This is a genomic window from Arthrobacter sp. TMN-49 (genome assembly GCF_054511095.1).
Map to the genome: position 1 here is coordinate 1 of NZ_JBTNDH010000001.1, position 20,557 is coordinate 20,557.

14 protein-coding genes are annotated in these 20,557 nt (G+C 61.3%); 3 read left to right on the plus strand and 11 right to left on the minus strand.

Features of this window, described 5'->3' with window-relative positions:
- A partial coding sequence (locus ACX80E_RS00005; protein WP_459299292.1) for a hypothetical protein occupies nucleotides 1-203 on the plus strand: 203 nt, incomplete at its 5' end.
- 182 nt (nucleotides 204-385) lie between these two features.
- Here ACX80E_RS00005 and glgB read toward each other — a convergent pair.
- From glgB to ACX80E_RS00020, 3 genes are read right to left on the minus strand one after another with little or no spacing between them, the layout of a single operon-like run.
- Nucleotides 386-4,102, minus strand: a complete 3,717-nt coding sequence (gene glgB / locus ACX80E_RS00010; RefSeq protein WP_459299294.1) for a 1,4-alpha-glucan branching protein GlgB — start codon at nucleotides 4,100-4,102, stop codon at nucleotides 386-388.
- Nucleotides 4,102-5,889 (minus strand): maltose alpha-D-glucosyltransferase, encoded by a 1,788-nt coding sequence (gene treS, locus ACX80E_RS00015; RefSeq protein WP_459299296.1) that lies wholly within the window; start codon nucleotides 5,887-5,889, stop codon nucleotides 4,102-4,104. Before treS ends, glgB begins: the two co-directional genes overlap by 1 nt.
- Nucleotides 5,890-5,892: 3 nt before the next feature.
- Complete coding sequence (locus ACX80E_RS00020; protein ID WP_459299702.1) at nucleotides 5,893-7,941, minus strand: alpha-1,4-glucan--maltose-1-phosphate maltosyltransferase; 2,049 nt, start codon at nucleotides 7,939-7,941, stop codon at nucleotides 5,893-5,895.
- Nucleotides 7,942-8,164: 223 nt separating this feature from the next.
- Here ACX80E_RS00020 and glgP point away from each other — a divergent pair, with 223 nt between their 5' ends.
- Nucleotides 8,165-10,780 carry an alpha-glucan family phosphorylase gene (gene glgP / locus ACX80E_RS00025; RefSeq protein WP_459299298.1) on the plus strand — a complete coding sequence of 872 codons (2,616 nt, stop codon included), beginning with the start codon at nucleotides 8,165-8,167 and terminating at the stop codon, nucleotides 10,778-10,780.
- Nucleotides 10,781-10,889: 109 nt separating this feature from the next.
- On the opposite strand, the gene glgX is transcribed toward glgP, so the two are convergent.
- The 6 genes from glgX to ACX80E_RS00055 form a co-directional block, all read right to left on the minus strand.
- The gene (glgX, locus tag ACX80E_RS00030) at nucleotides 10,890-13,100 is read right to left on the minus strand and encodes a glycogen debranching protein GlgX (protein ID WP_459299300.1); all 2,211 of its coding nucleotides are present in this window, start codon (nucleotides 13,098-13,100) and stop codon (nucleotides 10,890-10,892) included.
- A 2-nt stretch (nucleotides 13,101-13,102) separates the two neighbouring features.
- Nucleotides 13,103-14,098: a 23S rRNA (guanosine(2251)-2'-O)-methyltransferase RlmB gene (gene rlmB, locus ACX80E_RS00035; protein WP_459299302.1), complete on the minus strand. Its 996-nt coding sequence runs from the start codon at nucleotides 14,096-14,098 to the stop codon at nucleotides 13,103-13,105.
- A 224-nt stretch (nucleotides 14,099-14,322) separates the two neighbouring features.
- Nucleotides 14,323-15,741 (minus strand): cysteine--tRNA ligase, encoded by a 1,419-nt coding sequence (cysS, locus tag ACX80E_RS00040; protein WP_459299303.1) that lies wholly within the window; start codon nucleotides 15,739-15,741, stop codon nucleotides 14,323-14,325.
- Between the two features lie 9 nt (nucleotides 15,742-15,750).
- Nucleotides 15,751-16,257, minus strand: a complete 507-nt coding sequence (gene ispF / locus ACX80E_RS00045) for a 2-C-methyl-D-erythritol 2,4-cyclodiphosphate synthase (protein ID WP_459299305.1) — start codon at nucleotides 16,255-16,257, stop codon at nucleotides 15,751-15,753.
- Nucleotides 16,258-16,262: 5 nt separating this feature from the next.
- Nucleotides 16,263-17,042 (minus strand): 2-C-methyl-D-erythritol 4-phosphate cytidylyltransferase, encoded by a 780-nt coding sequence (ispD, locus tag ACX80E_RS00050; RefSeq protein ID WP_459299307.1) that lies wholly within the window; start codon nucleotides 17,040-17,042, stop codon nucleotides 16,263-16,265.
- 97 nt (nucleotides 17,043-17,139) lie between these two features.
- The gene (locus ACX80E_RS00055) at nucleotides 17,140-17,622 is read right to left on the minus strand and encodes a CarD family transcriptional regulator (RefSeq protein ID WP_110499315.1); all 483 of its coding nucleotides are present in this window, start codon (nucleotides 17,620-17,622) and stop codon (nucleotides 17,140-17,142) included.
- Between the two features lie 275 nt (nucleotides 17,623-17,897).
- On the opposite strand from ACX80E_RS00055, the gene ACX80E_RS00060 reads away from it, so the two are divergent.
- Nucleotides 17,898-18,461, plus strand: coding sequence for a hypothetical protein (locus ACX80E_RS00060; RefSeq protein WP_459299309.1), 564 nt, complete (start codon nucleotides 17,898-17,900; stop codon nucleotides 18,459-18,461).
- Nucleotides 18,462-18,575: 114 nt separating this feature from the next.
- Here the strand turns inward: ACX80E_RS00060 and ACX80E_RS00065 are convergent, their stop codons facing one another.
- Both ACX80E_RS00065 and ACX80E_RS00070 read right to left on the minus strand, forming a co-directional pair.
- On the minus strand, nucleotides 18,576-19,256 hold the full coding sequence (locus tag ACX80E_RS00065; RefSeq protein WP_459299311.1) for a response regulator: 681 nt from the start codon (nucleotides 19,254-19,256) through the stop codon (nucleotides 18,576-18,578).
- 15 nt (nucleotides 19,257-19,271) lie between these two features.
- Nucleotides 19,272-20,555, minus strand: coding sequence for a sensor histidine kinase (locus tag ACX80E_RS00070; RefSeq protein ID WP_459299313.1), 1,284 nt, complete (start codon nucleotides 20,553-20,555; stop codon nucleotides 19,272-19,274).
- Nucleotides 20,556-20,557: the final 2 nt, after the last annotated feature.

Consider the following 20,557-nt stretch of genomic DNA (forward strand, 5'->3'; position numbering starts at 1 on the left):
ACGGTCTCGCCGTCACCACAGGGGCGGCAACAACAAAACCAAATAACCAATTCAATATAAATAAATTGGTATCAATAAAACTTGGCACACTATTGAGTTCTCAAACAACAACCACACCCAGCCAACACACCCAAACCAACAAACAGTCCGCAATGATCAGTGCCGAGGCAACTTTTCAATCTTACCCGCATGAATTCCAGTAGGTCAAATCCGTGATTTCGACTAGATTCAAACTTTCATTTGAACACAAACCATTGAGCCTGTTTTAAGGCCGATGTTTTTGTCTTGTCCGGATCCGAACTGTTCGTTCAGCGGAGTACTAACATTAGCACCAACTTGCCGGGAACACCAAACAGCAAGTTGGCGTTCCCGGCAGGCCCGAAATTTAGGCTTTCCGCGGGGTCAGATACAGGGCACCAAGGGGCGGCACGCGGAGCTGCACCGAGGCGCTCTGACCATCCCAGGGACGGTCCTGGGCCTCGAGCACTCCCACGTTTCGTACATCGGAACCGCCATAGCTTGCGAGGTCGGTATTGAGAACCTCTTGCCATTGCCCTGCTGCGGGCAGGCCTACGCGGTAGCCCTCGTAGGCGACGCCGGAGAAGTTGACAATGCACACCAGCGGATTGCCGGCTTTGTCCCGGCGGACGAAGGAAAGCACGTTGTTTGCACTGTCCCCACCATTGAGCCAAGTGAATCCTTCGGGGACATTGTCCTGCTCGTACAGGGCAGGAGTGCTGGCATAGTTTTGGTTCAACTCTTTCACCAGCAGTTGGACGCCGCTGTGGGACGGGTTCTCCGCCAGCCACCAATCAAGGCCATGCTGTTCGCTCCATTCGGATTCTTGACCGAACTCTGTGCCCATAAAGATCAGTTGCTTGCCCGGGTGAGCCCATTGGAACGCCAAGTAGGCGCGTAGATTGGCCAGCTGCTGCCACCTGTCCCCCGGCATCTTGCGCAATAGTGAACCCTTGCCGTGAACCACCTCGTCATGGCTGATGGGCAACAAGAAGTTCTCCGTAAACGCGTAGACCAGGGAGAACGTAATTTGATTGTGGTGCCAGCCACGGTTGATTGGGTCCTCAGCCATATACGTGAGGGAGTCGTGCATCCACCCCATATTCCACTTGATGCCAAACCCGAGCCCACCACCGCTGGTGGGTGCTGTCACGCCGGGGAACGCCGTGGACTCTTCTGCAATGGTGATAACTCCGGGATTGCGCCGGTATGCGGTTGCGTTCATTTCCTGCAGGAAGCTGATGGCTTCGAGGTTTTCCCTGCCACCGTGGCGGTTGGGGCTCCATTCCCCGTCCTCGCGGGAATAGTCTAGGTACAGCATGGAGGCAACGGCATCCACCCGCAGTCCATCAATGTGGAACTCTTCCAACCAGTACAAGGCATTGGCCACCAGGAAGTTGCGGACTTCGTTGCGGCCAAAGTCGAAGATCAACGTTCCCCAGTCGGGGTGTTCACCGAGCCGGGGATCCGCGTGCTCGTACTGCGCTCCACCGTTGAACTTTGCCAACGCCCACTCGTCCTTGGGGAAGTGTGCCGGCACCCAGTCCATGATGACGCCAATGCCACTCTGGTGCAGGGAATCGACGAGGAAACGGAAATCGTCGGGGTGGCCGAACCGTGACGTCGGTGCGAAGTAGGAGGTCACCTGGTAGCCCCATGATCCGCCAAACGGGTGCTCCGCCACGGGCATGAGCTCAACATGGGTGAACCCAAGCCCCTGCACGTACTGCACCAGTTCCGTGGCAAGCTCGCGATAGTTCAGCCCCGGGCGCCACGAGCCAAGGTGAACTTCATAAACGCTCATGGGGGAATTGTGCGGATCTTTGCGCGCACGTTGGGCCATCCAGTCGCCGTCTTTGAACGAGTATGTGGATTCCACCACGCGCGACGCCGTCAGCGGGGGCACCTCTGTGCCGTAGGCCATGGGGTCAGCTTTTTGCAGCCACTCACCGTGTTCGCTAAGAATCTCAAATTTGTAGCAATCGCCCGCCGCCACATCCGGGATGAACAACTCCCAAATTCCGCTGGTGCCCAGGCTGCGCATGGCATGAGCCCGGCCGTCCCAGCCGTTGAACTCGCCAATGACCCGCACCGCTTGGACTGCTGGCACCCACACGGCAAAGCTAACGCCTGTGACTTCGCCCAGTTGGGAGTGATAATGCTGCACATGAGCACCCAGCACTGTCCACAAGGTTTCATGCCGGCCCTCGGCAATAAGGTGTAGATCCAGTTCCCCCACTGTTGGCAGGTACCGGTAGGAATCGTCCGTGCGGTGCACGCCGTCGGCATAGGCCACATCCAGACGATAGTCCGGAACGTGCCCGGCCTCCTCAACCTGCACAACTGCCACCCAAATTCCGCCATGTTCGTGCGTCATGGGGTACTCGCCGCTGCCTGTCACCACATTCACCGACTGGGCCAAATGCCGCAGCGTGCGGATAGTAACCACTCCGTTGTCGCCTAAATGTGCCCCGAGCACGGAATGTGGGGCGTAGTACGTTCCCTCGGAAATTCGTGCCAAGACTCCCGCATCGACTGCCAGAGGGGCCATCTGATTTAGTCCCATGTCCACACCACTTTCCCTTGATTCAAAAAAATCTCGCACGGCCTTTACTGGAACCCATACCCAATCGGGCCGATTCTGTAATTCATAAACAACTTCGTACAGCGCCTTATCCAGCCACAATGCCACGAAAAGTACCGAGTCAATGGCAATTCGATTCCCGGAACCGTTTTCGTATCCCTGAATAAACGCCTCGGCGCTGCGTTGGGCCCATTGTGAACCTGCGGCAGAGCTCACGGTACCCGTCGCCGCGGCTTGTGCCCCCGCATAGTCAAAGGAACGGAGCATTCCCGCCACATCACGAAGCGTCACATCCGGGCAGCCCCGCTCGTTGAGTGGCCGCAGCGGCTCACCTTCAAAGTCCACGATGTACCACCCGCGCGCAGCCTTTGACTCCTGGTGCAGGAGTTGACCCAGGTGCAGATCCCCGTGGATGCGCTGCGCTGGCGGCATCTGAGTTATTTGGTTCAACTGTACTAAAATGTTGCGGATGTGCTCATCGTAGGGCCCGACGGCGGAGCGTACCTGCTTCCAGGCCACGTCCAGTCTGGTGCCTATTGCGTGCGTAAACGCCGAAATCTCGGCAGCGTCCTGGACGTGCTCGCCTAGGCTTTCGCGCAAACCGCAGTGAACTCGGGCCAGGGCATCACCTATGGCGTAGGCATTGTCGAAAAAATCTGTGCCGGCCCCCGCCGCAGCCAGGGCAATGGCCCACCCGTCGCGCGCATTGGGGACGAAGTCGTGAATCACAAAAAGCGCCGGACCGCCAACACCGTAGCCCACTGCAGCCTGCAGTGTGGGGACGCTGAAGTTGTGGCCGTCCACCGCAAGCCGGGCAAAGGCCTCGCCAATTTCAGACTCGGGGTGCTTCCCCGGGTAGAGCACCCGGAAGAATTTGGCAATCAGTGGCCGCTCGCCCAGCAGAAAAATAACTGAGGTGTTGGATTGTTCGCTGGTCACCAAGCGAACATTACTGACGGCCCCCATAGCAACGCCGGAAAGCTTGGGGTTGCGCCAAATATGCCAGCCCCGCCCGTCTTGGTGCCCGGCGGAATCCTCGCGGCTCAACTCCGCCAGCCAGGCTTGCATGAACGCCGGGTCGGCAAGTCCGTCGTAGACACGGCCGGCGGGCCACTTCCCGGCGGGATCTGCCTCAAGGCCGGCTTCAACCGTTCCCAGCAGCGCCGATTCCGGCGGCGGGGCGGCGCCGGGAACCGCGGCACCATGAGATGGCACGGTTGAGCTATCTTGGTGAAAGCTCAAGGGGACGTGCAGCGTGAGGCTAGATCCGGCGTCGGACGGGGCCTGGTGTGCACTGGACACCGGAGCGTCGTCGGGGCCGTTGCTCCGGAACGACACGTTGACGAGCAGCACGTGCAGGGAAATGCCGGGATAGGGCGAGTGCAGTTCATAGGAATCTGCAATGCTCAGCTGTGCGCCGTGCCCGGCGGCACCCTTGCGCGGGTACCAGCGCTGTGGCGGGAGCCAGCCGGCCAGCAAGTCGATAAGTTTGCCGGACATCAGTACCCGTACACCGATCCGTCAATGACAGGCAGGGCCTGCGTTTGGGTGGAGTGGGCATTGGAGGCCTGTGAGCGGATACGCAGCCAAAAGAAGTCGTAGGCGCCCACCGTCAAGGTGATCTGGCCGTCGTCGCCAATCCCGGGAAAGATGGACTCGCCAAACACTTCGCGCAGGCCGCGGCCAGCCAGCTCCGGCATGGTCAAGGTGGTGGCGATCGGGTGTTGGGACAGGTTGAAAACGCACAGGATGGATTCTGGTTTCTCCCCCTCGACATTACCCACCGGCAGTACCCGCAGGAACGCCAGTACTGACGCGTGTGAGGTGGGCACGTTCTCATAACCGCCCAGCCCAAAGGCGGCATGGGCTTTGCGCACGGCGAGAATCTTTTTGTTCCAGTGCAACAGCGAACTGGAGTGGGCCATCTGCGCTTCAACGTTGACGTGGTTGTAGTGATACACCAGGGACTGCACCACGGGCAGGAACAGCTTGCCCGGATCGACGTTGGAGAAACCTGCGTTGCGGTCGGGGTTCCACTGCATGGGTGTGCGCGAGGCGTCCCTGTCCTCAAGCCAGATGTTATCGCCCATGCCTATCTCGTCCCCGTAGTACAGGAAGGGGCTGCCCGGCAGGGCCAACAACAGTGCGTTGATGAGCTCAATCTCGGCCCGGGAGTTATCCAGCAAGGGTGCCAGCCGGCGTCGTATCCCAATATTGGCCCGCATCCGCGAGTCCGGGGCATACCAGCCCATCATGGCCTCACGCTCCGAGGGTGTCACCATCTCCAAGGTGAGCTCATCATGGTTGCGCAGGAAGGTCCCCCACTGGGCTCCTTGGGGAATATTGGGGGTGTTCGCCATGGTGTCAATGATGGGTGCGGCCTTTTGATCACGCAGAGCGTAGTAGAGCCGGGGCATGATGGGGAAATGAAACGCCATGTGGCATTCGGGCTTTTCCGCCGTGCCAAAGTAGTCCACCACTTCTGTGGGCATCTGGTTGGCCTCGGCAATGATGACCCGGCCCGGGAACTGGGCGTCCACCATGGCGCGCAGTTCCTGCAGGAACTGGTGCGTGGCCGGCAGGTTCTCGCAACTGGTGCCGTCTTCTGCAAATAGATAGGGAATGGCGTCGGCACGGAACCCGTCAATTCCTTGTTCCAGCCAAAACCTCACCACGTCGAAAACTGCCTGCCGAACGGCAGGATTCTCATAGTTCAGATCCGGCTGGTGGCTGAAGAACCTGTGCCAAAAGAACTGGCGCCGAACCGGGTCAAAGCTCCAATTGGACTCCTCGGTGTCAACAAAGAGCACCCGGGCCTCCTTGTACAGCTCCGCGGTGTCACTCCACATGTAAAAGTCACCAAACGGTCCTGTGGGGTCCTCCCGTGCGGCCTTGAACCAGGGGTGCTGGTTGGAGGTGTGATTCAGCGGCAGGTCAATGATGATGCGCATGCCCCGCTCATGGGCCTGGGTCACCAACGACTTGAAGTCGGAGATGGTGCCATAGCTTTCCATGATGGAGGTGAAATTACGCACATCGTAGCCGCCGTCGAGCAATGGGGAATCAAAGAACGGGGGCAGCCACAAACAGTCGATCCCCAGCCATTGGAGGTAGTCCAGCCGTGAGATCAGCCCGGAGAAGTCCCCCGATCCATCCCCGTTGGCGTCGGCGAAACTTTGCACCAGCACCTCATAGAAAACAGCCTTACGGTACCAGTGCCGGTCATGCGCCAGCCCGGGCGCGTTCAAATTGAACTGTTGAGCACCGCTGGAATGGGTGAAGGCCACGACTCACCGCCTGATGTACAGGATGTGGGCGGGTTCCAGATGGGCGTCCAGGCGGAAGTAGTTCTTCTTGCCCCAGTTCCAGGTGGCGCCCGTGATGAGCTCATCCACAATGAAGGTTCCGTCGGGGGCAAGCCGGTCCAGTGCCAAGGCATCAAGATCCAAGGTCACCTCGCCCTCGCGCATGCTGTGCGGATCAACATTAATCACCACAATAATGGTGTCCTTGCGGGCAGGGGCACCTTCCGTGGCGGCAATGTACTTGTGCTTGCTGAAGACCAGTGTGGCCGGATCCGAGCTCTCATGCAAGGAAAGGTTTTGCAGATCCAACAATGCTGGATGTGCCCTGCGGATGGTGTTGAGCATGGTGACAAACGGTGCCAGCGACTTCCCGTGCGCCTCGGCCGCAGCAAAGTCACGGTCCTTGTATTCGTATTTCTCGTTGTCAAGGTTCTCTTCAGAACCTGGCCGGGCGACATGTTCAAACAGCTCGTAGCCGGCGTACATGCCCCACAGGGGGCTGCCCATGGCGGCCAGAATGGCACGGATCTTAAACCCCGCGGGCCCACCAAATTGCAGGTACTCGGTGAGAATATCCGGGGTGTTGACGAAGAAGTTGGGCCGGAAATAGCCGGCCGATTCCCGGCTGACGTGGACCAGGTACTCCTCCAACTCTTCCTTAGTATTGCGCCACGTGAAGTAGCTGTAGGACTGCTGGAATCCGGCCCGCCCCAGCGCCGCCATCATGGCCGGGCGGGTAAACGCCTCGGCCAGGAAAACAATGTCCGGGCGTTCGGCGTTGACCGTGCCGATCAGCCATTCCCAGAACCACACGGGCTTGGTGTGCGGGTTGTCGACCCGAAAAATCCGCACACCGTGGTCAATCCACAGCCGCACAATCCGCAGGATCTCATGGGATAGACCTGCCGGGTCATTGTCAAAGTTCAGCGGATAAATGTCCTGGTACTTCTTGGGTGGGTTTTCCGCGTACGCAATGGTGCCGTCCACGCGCGTGGTGAACCATTCCGGGTGTTCGGTGGCCCAGGGATGATCCGGTGCGCACTGCAGCGCCAGATCCAGCGCAATTTCCAGCTCCAGCTCATTCGCTGCCGCCACAAAGGCGTCAAAATCGGCGAAGGTGCCCAAATCCGGGTGAATGGCGTCATGCCCGCCAGCCGCCGAACCAATGGCCCACGGCGAACCCGGATCCCCGGGCGCCGCCGTCAACGTATTGTTCGGACCCTTCCGGTTGACAGCGCCAATCGGGTGGATGGGCGGCAGATACAGAACATCAAACCCCATGGCGGCAACTGCGGGCAGCCTGTGGGTGGCCGAGCGGAAGTTGCCACTGGTCCACTCGCCGGTCACCGGGTGCCGGGTGGCCCCTTCCGACCGCGGAAAGAACTCGTACCAGGCGCCCCGGCCGGCGGCGTCGCGCTCCACCTTCAAGGGGAACGCCTCGCTGCTGGTCACCAGGTCCCCCAGCGGGAAATGGTCGACGGCGGCGCGGACGGCCGCGCCTGTCCCGGCGGCCAGGCGGTCATTGACGTTCAGGGACGAGTCGGCAAGGGTGCCAGCAGCATGCTCAAACGCCTTTGCGTCTTCGGCCCCGGGTGCCTCCTGTGCCGCCTTGCCCAGCAGCTGGGCGCCTTCGGCCAGCATGAGGTCCACATCGACGTCGGCGTTGATCTTTATTTGGGCATTGTGCGCCCATGTGGCGTACAGATCGCTCCAGCCTTCTATACGGAAGGTCCAGTCCCCTTCGAAGCCCGGGGTGAGAACACCTTCCCAAGCATCGGAGCCCTTGCCGCGTGGTGTGAGTTTGCTGCGCTGCGCCACCGTCCCGTCAGGAGCAATCAAGACCCCTGTGACACCCAAGACGTCATGGCCTTCACGAAACACCACTGCACTGACCCGGACATCGGCGCCACGGACACCCTTGGCGGGGAATTTGCCGCCCTCAAGCACAGGCTGGACGTTGGTGATGGGAATTCGGCCAAAACGCAGCCCCTGGGCGGGGCTAACCGCTACGGACAGCTGCCGGGCAGCGCCCACGGGTGAGGTGGCGGCTGGCACATTTCGCGAAGGCTTAGAAGTACTCACAAACTAGACGTTAGCGACTCCCCTGCCAGATTGCGAAGGCCTGTCCGTATTTGGGTGTCTTCTGCCGTCACGACGGTGTGAAAGTTCGTCTTGAACCGGCCAGCTTGCGTCATGAAGTAGGTAATAAACGGCCGAGGCAATATGGGTGTAACTTTCATGGGCTAGGGTGACCGGCATGAAAGCAATTCGCAGATTTACAGTTCGCACAACAGTCCCTGCGCAGATTTCCGCGCTGACACGCCTCGCCACCAATCTCCGCTGGTCCTGGCACCTGCCCACGCGTACTTTGTTTGAATCGCTCAATCCCGTGCTCTGGGACAAGTCCCGCCATGACCCGTTGGCCATGCTGTCGGCACTGTCCCGTGAACAGTTACACGCACTGGCCACCGACCCTGACGTGGTGGCGCGGGTGGCCAGTGCCGAACAGAGCCTGAACTGTTACCTCAACGAGCCGCGCTGGTATCAAGAGCTGGGCCCTGAGGCGCCCCAATGCATTGCCTACTTCTCCCCCGAATTTGGTATTGCCGACGTCCTGCCCCAGTACTCCGGCGGTTTGGGCATCCTCGCCGGTGACCACCTCAAATCCGCCTCCGACCTTGGTGTGCCCTTGATCGGCGTCGGGCTTCTGTACCAGGCCGGCTACTTCAAGCAGTCGCTGTCCAAGGATGCCTGGCAGCAGGAAACGTACCCGCTGCTGGACCCCGACGCGTTGCCCCTGACGCTGTTGCGCGAAGCCGACGGCGCACCTGTGCTCATTTCGCTGCCCCTGCCCGGGAACCGGGTGATGCACGCACACATTTGGCGCGCGGATGTGGGCCGGGTGCCGCTGCTGCTGCTGGATTCCAACGTGGCCGGGAACGACGACGCCGCCCGTGGCGTCACCGACAGGCTGTACGGCGGTGGCGGAGACCACCGGTTGACTCAAGAACTGCTGTTGGGCATGGGCGGGGTCAAGGCTTTGCGCGTGCACACCCGCCTTTCGGGCACGGCGGCCCCGGAAGTTTTTCACACCAATGAGGGCCATGCGGGTTTCCTGGGCATTGAGCGGATCCGCGAACTCATGGATCCGGCCGTCACCAAGCACCCGCTGTCATGGAGCGAGGCGTTGGCCGCCGGACGCGCCTCAACAGTTTTCACGACTCACACCCCTGTCCCCGCCGGAATCGACAGGTTCCCGCGCAGCATGATCGAGCATTTCTTCGCCGGCAAGCTGGCTCCCGGCGTGCCGGTGGAAAAGATCCTCTCCCTCGGTGCAGAGAATTACGAAGGCGGCGACCCGGCCGTGTTCAACATGGCCGTCATGGGGCTCCGCCTGGCCCAACGGGCCAACGGCGTGGCCAAACTTCATGGTGTTGTCTCCCGCGGCATGTTTTCTGGCTTGTGGCCGGGCTTTGATCAGGAAGACATCCCCATCACCTCCGTCACCAACGGCGTGCATGTGCCCACCTGGGTGGATCCTGCGCTGGCCGAGTTGGCCCGGGAGCGTTTTGGTGCCGAGGTGCTGGACGGCCCGGACTGGGCCAAGGTGTACGAGATTGATGATGATGAGGTGTGGGCCATGCGCCGCCGGCTACGTGCCGCGCTGGTCAGCGACGCCCGGCGTCGTTTGCGGTCCTCGTGGAAGAAGCGCGGCGCCGCAGACGCCCAACTCGCCTGGACCGACAGCGCCCTGGACCCGGACGTGTTGACCATCGGCTTTGCCCGCCGCGTCCCCACCTACAAGCGCCTGACCTTGATGTTGCGTGACCCCGCCCGGCTGAAGGCCTTGCTGCTCCACCCCGAGCATCCCATCCAGATCATCATTGCCGGAAAATCCCATCCTGCCGATGACGCCGGCAAGAAAATGATTCAGGATCTGGTGCAGTTCACCGATGATCCCGCGGTGCGCCACAGGATCGTCTTCCTGCCCAACTACGACATCGCCATGGCCAGGACGCTCTTCCCCGGGTGCGATGTGTGGCTAAACAACCCGCTGCGACCCTTGGAGGCTTGCGGCACGTCGGGCATGAAAGCTGCCATCAACGGCTCCTTGAACCTTTCGGTCATGGATGGCTGGTGGGATGAACTGTACGACGGCGAAAACGGCTGGGCGATCCCCACGGCAAATACTGGCACCAGTGATGAGGAACGCGACGATATTGAGGCCGCAGCCTTGTACGAACTGTTGGAAACCCAGGTGGCGCCGCGCTTCTACGGCGAAGTGGTGACCACAGAAGCCGGTGCGGCAGGACCGTCACAGCCACACAACGGTGCCCTGCCGGCCCATTGGATTTCCATGATCAAGCACACCCTGGCGCAGCTTGGCCCGGCCGTGTCCGCCAACCGCATGGTGGCAGAGTATGTGCAGCGGTTGTACCAGCCAGCAGCGGAGGCCGGTCGCCTGGCCAGGGCCAACGACTACGCCGCCACCAAGGAACTGGCTGCCTGGATTGACACTGTCCGGCCCGCCTGGCCGGGTGTGCATGTGGAGCACGTGGAGTCGCACGGACTGCTCGACGACCCGCAAATTGGTGAATCCTTGCAGGTCCGCGCCAATATCACGCTGGGCCACCTTCGCCCAGAAGACGTCAATGTCACCGTGGTGTACGGGACAGCGGGTGACTCCGACGAGCTCACGGCAACGCGCAGCCTGCCCCTGCACCCGGTCAAGGAGAACGGTGCCGGACGCTACCAGTTCGCCACTGAGCTGATCATTGACCGCTCAGGAACCTTTGGTTACGGCATCCAGGTCCTACCCCACCACGAAGCACTGGCCGATCCGGCGGAGCTGGGTCTGATCACCACCGCTTAGTCCGGCAACTGACCCGCAGAAAACGCCGAAAATCCTCGATTTCGAGGACATTTTCGGCGTTTTCTGCGGGTCAGTTGCTGCGCGGGTCAGTTGCCGGGCGGAGGAGGAGCTAGCGCGGGGTGAGGTCGTTGCGGTACAGCTGAACGGAATTGGCGTTCGCCCGCACCGCGTTCCCTGCCTGAATCAGCGGGCTCGACCTGGGCAACCTAAAGGTCGGTTCGCCGTCGTCGGTGTATGAGGGAGCCTCGGTGGTCATCCGCAACATGTACGGCCGGGGTGCGGATACCTCAGCACCGGCGACCGCCTCCGGCGCAGCACCGGCGCCCTCGTCTGTCTCACCCTCGGGCGCAGCGTCGCTGAAACGCGGATTTGCCGGCAGGATCACATCTTCATCCGTGACCCCGGTATTGAAGACCACCAGGCCGTCAACGGTCCCGTCCGGGGAGCCCATCAACATGCTCAGAACGCGTTCGTGCGGGTTCTTCCACCGCTCAGGAGTCATGGGCAGCCCGTCGGCGCCAAACCAGTGGATGAAGGACTGCCCGCCACGAGTGGGATAGGTGCTGGGCTGAAGCGCCAAGAAGTCCCTGCGGATCTGCACCAATCGAATCGTGGCGGCCAGCATGGTCTTGGCCTCCTCATCCATGGTCCAGTCAACCCAGGCGATTTCATTGTCCTGGCAGTAGACGTTGTTGTTGCCGCCCTGGCTGCGCCCCAACTCATCGCCGGCAGCAATCATGGGCACGCCCAGAGCCAACAACATGGTGGCCATCAGATTGCGTGCTGTCTTGGCCCGCTGAGCCACGGTGGTGGGGTTGTTGGTGATGCCCTCAACGCCGTGGTTCCAGCTGCGGTTATTGCTGGTCCCGTCCCGGTTGTCTTCCTGGTTGTCCAAATTGTGCTTGTGATTGTAAGCAGTCAAATCGGCCAAGGTGAAACCGTCGTGGGCCGTGATCAGGTTGATCGAAGCCAACTGTCCTCGGCCGGAGCCAGCAAAAATCTTGGCCGATCCACCCAGCGCATCACCGAAGGTGGCCAGACCGTTGTGGTGGTAGCCGGCCAACATGGCGGCCCTGTCGGTCAGCCACACTTCACGCACCTGGTCGCGGAACGAGTCGTTCCAGTCAGCCCAGCCGGTGGGGAAATTGCCCGTCTGCCAGCCACCGTAGCCAACATCCCAGGGCTCGGAAATCAGTTTCGCGGTGGAGAGCACACCGTCGGTTGCTGCCGCGAGCAGGAACGGGTGTTGGTTGGTGAACTCGTGATGGCCATCGCGGGCCAAAGATACTGCCAGGTCAAAACGGAACCCATCAATATGGAATTCCTCCACCCAGTAGCGCAGCGAATCCATGGCCATTTTAATGACCTGGGGGTTGCCGAAGTTCAGGGTGTTGCCGCAGCCAGTGGTGTCGTAGTAGTTGCCCTCACGCATGCGGTAGTACTGCTCTTCAGCCAAACCACGCCAACTGTAGGCGGGCCCGCCCTGGCCGCCCTCGGCAGTGTGGTTGTACACAACATCCAAGATGACCTCAATGCCTGCCATGTGCAGCAGTTTGATCATGCCCTTGAGCTCGGCCTGCACAGCCGCCGGACCGGCGTCGCGCGCGGCCTGGCTGGCGTACTCCACATGGGGGGCAAAGAACCCCAGGGTGTTGTAACCCCAGTAATTGCTCATGCCGGTGCCGTGGAGGTGCGGCTCATCAATGTGGAAGTGGACAGGCAAAAGTTCGACGGCCGTCACGCCGAGGTTGAGCAGGTGCTTGATCATGGCTGGATGCGCCATGCCGGCATAGGTTCCGCGAATCTCTTCGGGAATCTCCGGGTGCAACATGGTCTGGCCGCGAACATGTGCTTCGTAAAAGACTGTTTCCCGCCACGGGGTGTGCGGCCGGGCGACAGTGCCCCAATCAAAGCCGGAGTCCATGCGCACCGACATGTACCTGATCTCGCCAGTTGGGCAAACTTCTTCGTGAATGTACCGGCCATACGGGTCCAGTAACAACTGCACAGCATCGGGGTCGATGCGGAGCATCTCCTCCTCAGTTGCCGCGAAGTTCGTGTAGAAACCGTACAGGCTACCCACGGGCATGTCCGGTACCAGGCCGTGATGCACGCCGTCAGTCTTGTCCGGCAGCAGCACAGCCTTCCACTGCTCCCCGGGGGGCTGGTAACACAGCACCACTGTGCTGTTGGCGGGGGAATACACGGCCACGTTGGCCATCGAGGCCTCGGCGCCCTGAATGGCGCGCACTCCCAGAACGGAATGGCGCGAAAGTGCGGCCCCCAGGGTGCCGATGGCCTCGATGACGGTTTCGGGCATGGTTAAGCCTTGGCCGCTCTTTGTCTTGAGATCTCGTAGAGGCTGATGCCTACGGCCATGGAGGCGTTCAAGGACTCCATGGCGGAATCGATCGGGATGGACACGATTTGATCGCAGTTTTCGCGAACCAAACGGGACAGGCCCTTGCCCTCGGAACCAACCACGATGCACACCGGCTCCTGTGCCAGGGTCAGATCGGGCAACGCAACGTCGCCCTCGCCGTCGAGCCCCAACACGAAGTAGCCCATCTTCTGGAACGCACCGATGGCGCGGTTCAAGTTCGGGGCTTTGGCGACCGGGACGCGCACGGCGGCACCGGCACTGGTCTTCCAGGCTGCGGCGGTGACGCCGGCACTGCGGCGTTCGGGGACGATCACTGCGTGGCCCGAGAACGCCGAGACGCTGCGGATGATGGCGCCGAGGTTGCGGGTGTCGGTGATGCCGTCAAGGGCCACAATGAGCGGGGCGTTAGAAATGTGACCCTTTTTCCACTTGGCCATGATCTCCCCGGCCGTATCAACGGCGTCCTCGTACTCGTACGGGGGAATCTGCAGGACCAGGCCCTGGTGGATGGCGTCTTCGGTGAGGCGGTCCAGCTCAGGCTTCTGCGCCTCCAACAACGGAATGCCGCGCTCCGCCGCAAGCTTGATGGATTCACGCACGCGCTCGTCCATGTCAACCCGCACGGCCACGTAGAGGACCTTGGCCGGGATGCCTGCACGCAGCGCCTCGACCACCGAGTTGCGGCCGGTGACGAGTTCTTCCATGGCCTTGCCCTTGGGTCCGCTGTTGCGGCGCGGGGAATTGCTGGTTCCCGCGTGCTTGACGGCGGAACGCTCGGCCAGATCCTTGCTCTTGTAGGCCTTGTGGTACGTGCGCTCATCAGCCTTGGGAGTCGGCCCCTTGCCCTCGAGTGCCTTGCGGCCCAGCCCGCCTGTGCCCTTGACGGGGCCCTTTTTGAGCTTGCGGACGGCGCCGGAACGGGAACTGTTGGCCATGGTAAAACCCTTACGATTGGTGCGGCGCCCTTGATTCCAAGGCCCCAAAGTCGTCAACATACTTGAACGCACGCACATTTTAGGCGCACGAGATAACGGGAAAGTGAAACCCGTAGCTATCAGTTTACGGCCTGCACGCGATTTTGGTGAAAGTCAGCCCAAAAAGTGCCCATTCTCACGCACCCCATCGCGGGCCCGAATATGGGATATTCAGGGTGTGTGGGCTACCTGCGCAATGACCAGCTGGAGCCATTGGCGGAATCGGCAATGTCAATGCCGGCTGCGGCCAACACGTCCCTGATCCTGTCCGATTCGCCCCAGTTTTTCTCCGTCCGGGCCCGGGCCCGGTCCTCCAACGCGGACTTGACCAGAACATCCAGGGCGCTTAGTTCCGCCTCGGAGCCCTGCCCGCGCTGCCACTGCGGGTCCGTGGGGTTGATGCCGAGGGCCGACGTCATGGACAGGACAGCTTGCAGCGCGACGCCGGCCACGTCGTCGTCGTTCCTGGCCAACGCCGTATTGCCCGCACGCACAGTCTCGTGCAGGACGGCAAGCGCCGCTGGAATGTTCAAGTCATCATCCATGGCGGCGTCGAACGCTTGGGGGGTCCGGGAATACCCGCCGAACGCGCCGTCCGGGTGGACCTTGGCAGCCGCTGCGTTGATAAAGGTCTCAACGCGTTCGACGGCGGCGCCGGCCTCCGTGAGCGAGCCGGCCCGGTAGTCCAGCACCGAGCGGTAGTGCGCCTGGCCCAGGTAGTAGCGGACCACGAGCGGGCGGGCGATGTCGAGCATTTCCCGCGGGTTGATGGTGTTGCCGATGGACTTGGACATTTTTTCACCCTCATAGGTGACCATGCCGTTGTGCATCCAAAAATTGGCGAAGCCGTGTCCGGCTGCCTGGGACTGTGCCATCTCGTTTTCGTGGTGCGGGAATCGCAGATCCAGCCCGCCACCGTGAATGTCGAACTCGGTGCCAAGGTATTTGGTCACCATGGCGGAGCACTCCAGATGCCAGCCGGGCCGGCCGGTGCCCCAGGGCGACGCCCAGCTGGCCGTTTCCGGTTCACCGGCCTTGGAGCCTTTCCACAGGGCGAAGTCGCGGGCGTCCTTCTTGCCGCGCGGATCGGCGTCGGGGGATGCCTGCATGTCATCAATGCTCTGCCGGGTCAGGGCGCCGTACTGCTTCCAGGAACGGACATCAAAGTACACGTCGCCGGAGCCATCCAGGGCCGGGTAGGCGTGTCCGCGCTCAATCAAGAGCGCAATCAGGGCGTGCATTTCCGGGATGTGGCCGGTGGCTCGTGGCTCGTACGTGGGTTTGAGGATGCCTAGGGCGTCGTAAGCGTCCTCGAAGGCCTGCTCAAATCTGTAGGCCAGGGCCCACCACGGCTCATTGTTCTCGGCCGCCTTGAGCAGGATCTTGTCATCAATATCGGTCACATTGCGCACAACAGTGACCTCCAGCCCCTTGGCTTGCAGCCAGCGGGTCAGCTGGTCAAAAGCCAAGGCCGAACGGACGTGGCCAATGTGCGGTTCCCCCTGCACGGTGGCACCGCAATAGTAGACCGACGCCCGACCCTCCTTGAGGGGGACAAAGTCGCGGACGGAAGCTGTGGCGGAATCATAAAAGCGCAAGGTCACGGCTCTAGGTTACCTTTCCGGCACGGAGGTGGGGGTGTTACTGATGACAAGGGCTGTGGCAATGGCCGTGATGCCTTCACCACGGCCGGGGAAGCCAAGCTTGTCCGAGGTGGTGGCACTGACCGAAACCGGCGCCCCGGCGGCTGTGCTCAAGACAGCCTCAGCCTCGTGCCTGCGCGGGGAGAATATGGGCCTGTTGCCCACAAATTGCACGGCAATATTGCCAATGTCAAAGCCGGCCGCCCGCACAATCCGGGCGGCTTCGGCCAGGAGTGTCACACCGCTGGCACCCTTGTATTCGGCCCTGTCTGTACCAAAGTGGGTCCCCAAATCCCCCACCCCGGCGGCCGAGAACAGGGCGTCGGCTGCCGCATGAGCCACGGCGTCGCCGTCGGAATGGCCGCTCAGCCCCCGCTCTCCTGCCCAGAAGAGCCCCGCTAGCCATAGCGGGGCGGGGCTATCCTCGGGTGCGAAGGCGTGGATGTCCACGCCGATGCCTGTTCGTGGCAACATCATGCGTTTTACCCTTCCACCCAGCGAGGGCGCAGCGGCCCTTCCAGCATTGCTTCGGCCAGGAGCAAATCAGTCGGTGAGGTGATCTTCAGGCTGTGCGTGGAGCCCTGCACCACAAATACTTGTTCACCGAGGGATTCCACCAGCATGGCGTCGTCGGTGATCTGCGCGGCGGTCTGCTCATCCAGTGTCAGTGCGTGGGCGTAGGCCCGGCGCAGGGTTTCCAGCTCAAATCCTTGCGGCGTCTGCACGGCACGCAACTGGCTCCGCGCCGGGGTGCCCACCACCTGCTCCACGCCGGCGCCCGTGGCCGGAAGGGTTGCCGGCACCACCGTTTTGATGGTGTCAACCACGGCCAGTGCCGGGATGACGGCCTTGGCGCCGTCTCGCAACGCCGCGGAGACGCGGTTAAAGACGCCCGACGGCGTCAGGGGCCGGGCGGCGTCGTGAATCATCACCGTGGTGATGCCGTGGGCAATGTGCGCCAACGCCGCATATACCGACTCGGACCTTTGCATGCCACCGTCAACAACGTTGAAGAGCACCCCTGCGGTTTGGGCTTCGTCACCGAGCCGCTGACAAATATCGGCCAATTCCTGGTCTTGGGCCGGAATGGCCACGCAAATCTGCGCCGCCACCCGCGCCTTCAGCACGCCTCTCACCGCGTGGACAAGCATTGGTTCTGCCCCGAGGGGAACCCTCGCCTTGGGCACCCCATAGCCCAAACGCTGTCCAGAACCAGCTGCAACTATTACTACTGCACACGAGCCATCCTTCACCTCAGTCATAGCCTCTACAGTAGCGGCGACGGCGAACAAAAGACCTCAGGTGCGCAAAAAACCCCTGCACCAAACGGTGCAGGGGTTTTTCGAGAAGATAAGAAAACTATGAAGCCAGAACTTCGTCAAGGACTTCAGCAGCCTTGTCTTCGTCAGTCTTTTCCGCCAGGGCAAGCTCGGAAATCAGAATCTGACGTGCCTTGGCGAGCATACGCTTCTCGCCGGCAGACAGGCCGCGGTCATGGTCCCGACGCCACAGATCGCGCACAACTTCTGCAACCTTGATGACGTCACCTGAGGCAAGCTTTTCCAGGTTTGCCTTGTAACGGCGAGACCAGTTGGTGGGCTCCTCCGTAAACTCCGCACGAAGCACCTCAAAAACGTGCTCCAACCCTTCCTTGCCGACAACATCACGAACCCCAACGAGGTCCACGTTCTCCGCAGGAACCTCAATGGTCAGGTCGCCTTGGGCAACCTTGAGCTTGAGATACATCTTTTCTTCACCACGGACGGTGCGCATCTTGATCTCTTCGATCTTTGCCGCACCATGGTGTGGGTAAACTACTGTCTCGCCGACCTCAAAGAGCATGTGGATTCTCCCTTTCCAATAGTCCTAGTTTACCACGGCTAACCACCCACTCCCTTGAGTTTCCGCAGGTCAGGGACCGCAAGCGCTACGCTGACCGCGCAATTGTTCCAACAATTGGAGAATTCGCCAGCCCTTGACTAACCGCTCACAAAGTGCTTTGCAGTATTGCGTGCGCCGGGCGCAATGTCCGCACTCAATGGCGGAAGCGCACATTGCGCCCTTTTACGGATAAGCTGGCGGGAGATATTTTGTCTTTTCCATGAGGAGTTATTGACGTGAGAATCGCTGCCGGCATCCGCGGTACCAACCGACTGCAACGCTTGAGCCTGATTGCAGCCATCGGCGTTGGCGCCATGGCCTTCACCGGTTGCACAGCCATCAACCCGCAAAGCACCACCTTGACCTACTCCGCATCCGATGGAGTCCGCAAGGACGTGGGCCAACTGCAGCTGCGCAACGTACTGGTCGTCTCCGAGGCCGCCGGCAGCCCCGGCCGTCTCATTGGTACGTTTTACAACCAGTCCGACGCCGACATCACCTTGACCGTCAGCGGCGCCCAAGGCTCCCAGACTGAGATCACCGTCAGCCCCGGCACTCCCCTGGTGCTGGACACCGCCGGCGACAAGGCCATCCTCAGCACCATGGCCGAGCCGCCCGGCGCCATGGAACCGCTTGAACTGCGCCAGTCCGGCGGAGCCACCGAATCATCCACCATCAACGTTCCGATTTTGGATGGCACACTGCACGAATACAAGAGCCTTGTGCCGACGGCTGATCCCACCGTGGCACCCTCTGATGTTCCTACGGCTACGGACGCGCCTGCCACAGCGGCACCGTAAGTCCTGCACCCATGCGCTGCGAAAGGCGGGGCCGGTCATCACGATGATGACCGGCCCCGCCTTTTAATGCCACGGCCGCCGCGCTAGGAATATGCGACGGCGGTCGGTGTCGGTTTAGGGCTCGAACTTGTAGCCGAGACCACGCACGGTCACCAGGTATTTGGGGACGGCCGGATCGGGTTCAATCTTGCTGCGAAGGCGCTTGACGTGCACATCAAGGGTCTTGGTGTCGCCCACGTAGTCGGAGCCCCACACCCTGTCAATGAGCTGACCGCGGGTGAGTACCTTCCCGGCGTTGCGCAGCAGCATTTCCAGGAGTTCAAACTCCTTCAGCGGGAATGCCACAGATTCCCCGTGAACGCTCACCACATGACGCTCCACATCCATGCGCACGGGGCCCGCATGCACCGTGGCGTTCATCAGTTCCTCCGGCTCGGCAAGGCGTCGAAGCACTGCCCGGATCCGGGCTATCAGCTCACGCGAGGAATATGGCTTGGTCACATAGTCATCGGCACCAAGTTCCAGCCCCACCACCTTGTCAATTTCCGAGTCCTTGGCCGTAAGCATGATGACAGGAACACTGGAGCGTTGGCGCAAATTCTTGCACACTTCGGTGCCGCTCATGCCCGGCAGCTGCAAATCCAACAACACCAGATCGGCGCCGCTGCGCTCAAACTCCACAATGGCGTCCAGGCCGTTGTCCACAACCTGGACTTCGTACCCTTCCTTGGCCAGCAGGAAGGACAAGGGGTCACTGATGGACTCCTCATCTTCAACTATCAAAATTCTGCTCACGCTCGATGCGCTCCTTTAGATAAGTCTGGGGTGCCGGTCAGCACTACTGCCGGTACCGGCGTCGGACGGTGGATAGGAAAGCTGGGGCAGGCGCACGGTAAAGGTGGACCCCAGCTTGGGTGCCGACCACAGCGTCACTTCGCCGCCGTGGTTGCTCACAATGTGTTTGACAATGCTCAGCCCAAGGCCAGTACCGCCGGTGTGGCGGGACCGGGCGGCATCGACGCGGTAGAACCGCTCGAAGATTCTGTCCTGCTCGGCAGGCGAGAGGCCGTCGCCCTGATCGGAAATACTGACGGAGACCACGCCGTCGGCCACCAACAAACCTATCCCCACCTGGGTGTTTTCCGGGGAGTAGCGCACGGCATTGTCGATCAGGTTGCGCAGCGCCGTCACCAATTGGGCCTGGTCACCGTGGACCTCGGCGACTTGCCGCGCCCCCACTACCAAAGTGATGTTCTTGCTCTGGGCCGGCAAACGGGTTCTGTCCACCGCCTCGGCTATGACGGCGTTCATGTCAACGTCAGTGCCCACGCGGGCCACGTCCTTGCCCTGCAACCGTGAAAGCTCGATGATGTCCTGCACCAGGGCGGCCAGGCGTGCCGATTCGGTCATCATGCGCTTGGCAAAACGGCGGACGGTGGCTTGATCCTCCGGCGCCGATTCAAGAGCCTCGGCGAGCAGCGAGATGGCACCAACGGGTGTCTTGAGTTCATGGGAAACGTTGGCCACAAAATCATTGCGGACAGCTTCCGTGCGGGCAATTTCGGTTCGGTCATCGGCCAGCAGAAGAATGTACTCCTCCCCCAGCGGCGCCACACGCACCTGGATCACCAGGGTGCCCTGCCCGGGGGCCGTTGACGCTTGCGGGACAGTCGCCGTGTGGGCTTCCGCCGGCCGGCCCGGCGTGCTGCTGGAGCTGGTGTGTGGCGCCGGGTGGGGAGCCGCCTGGGACAAAACCAGGCGCGGCAAGATCAGGTCACGTTCCTCGATGACACCATCACGACGCACTCTGTGCGCCAGCTCAATCAGCTCCTTGTGCACCACAGTATGACCGCGCACAAGACCAAAATTGTAGGCGCCCGGACTGGCCCGCACCACACCGTCAACCGTGTCAATCACGATGAACGCTTTGCCCACCACTGAAAGAACCTCCGCGGCGCCGTCGGGCAACGTTGGTTCGGCAATGGTCAACGGGTGTCTGCGCGACCTTTCGCTGAAACTAAACGCGAGCATGCCAAACACGCCAAGGCTCAGGCCAATAAGCCCGGCAACAACTCCAACCAACAGGGGATCCACGC

Coding starts and splice junctions, on each gene's coding strand:
- glgB (WP_459299294.1), bottom strand. CDS start 4,102: ATGTCCGGCAAACTTATCGACTTGCTGGCCGGCTGGCTCCCGCCACAG.
- glgP (WP_459299298.1), top strand. CDS start 8,165: ATGAAAGCAATTCGCAGATTTACAGTTCGCACAACAGTCCCTGCGCAG.
- glgX (WP_459299300.1), bottom strand. CDS start 13,100: ATGCCCGAAACCGTCATCGAGGCCATCGGCACCCTGGGGGCCGCACTT.
- rlmB (WP_459299302.1), bottom strand. CDS start 14,098: ATGGCCAACAGTTCCCGTTCCGGCGCCGTCCGCAAGCTCAAAAAGGGC.
- ispF (WP_459299305.1), bottom strand. CDS start 16,257: ATGATGTTGCCACGAACAGGCATCGGCGTGGACATCCACGCCTTCGCA.
- ispD (WP_459299307.1), bottom strand. CDS start 17,042: ATGACTGAGGTGAAGGATGGCTCGTGTGCAGTAGTAATAGTTGCAGCT.
- ACX80E_RS00055 (WP_110499315.1), bottom strand. CDS start 17,622: ATGCTCTTTGAGGTCGGCGAGACAGTAGTTTACCCACACCATGGTGCG.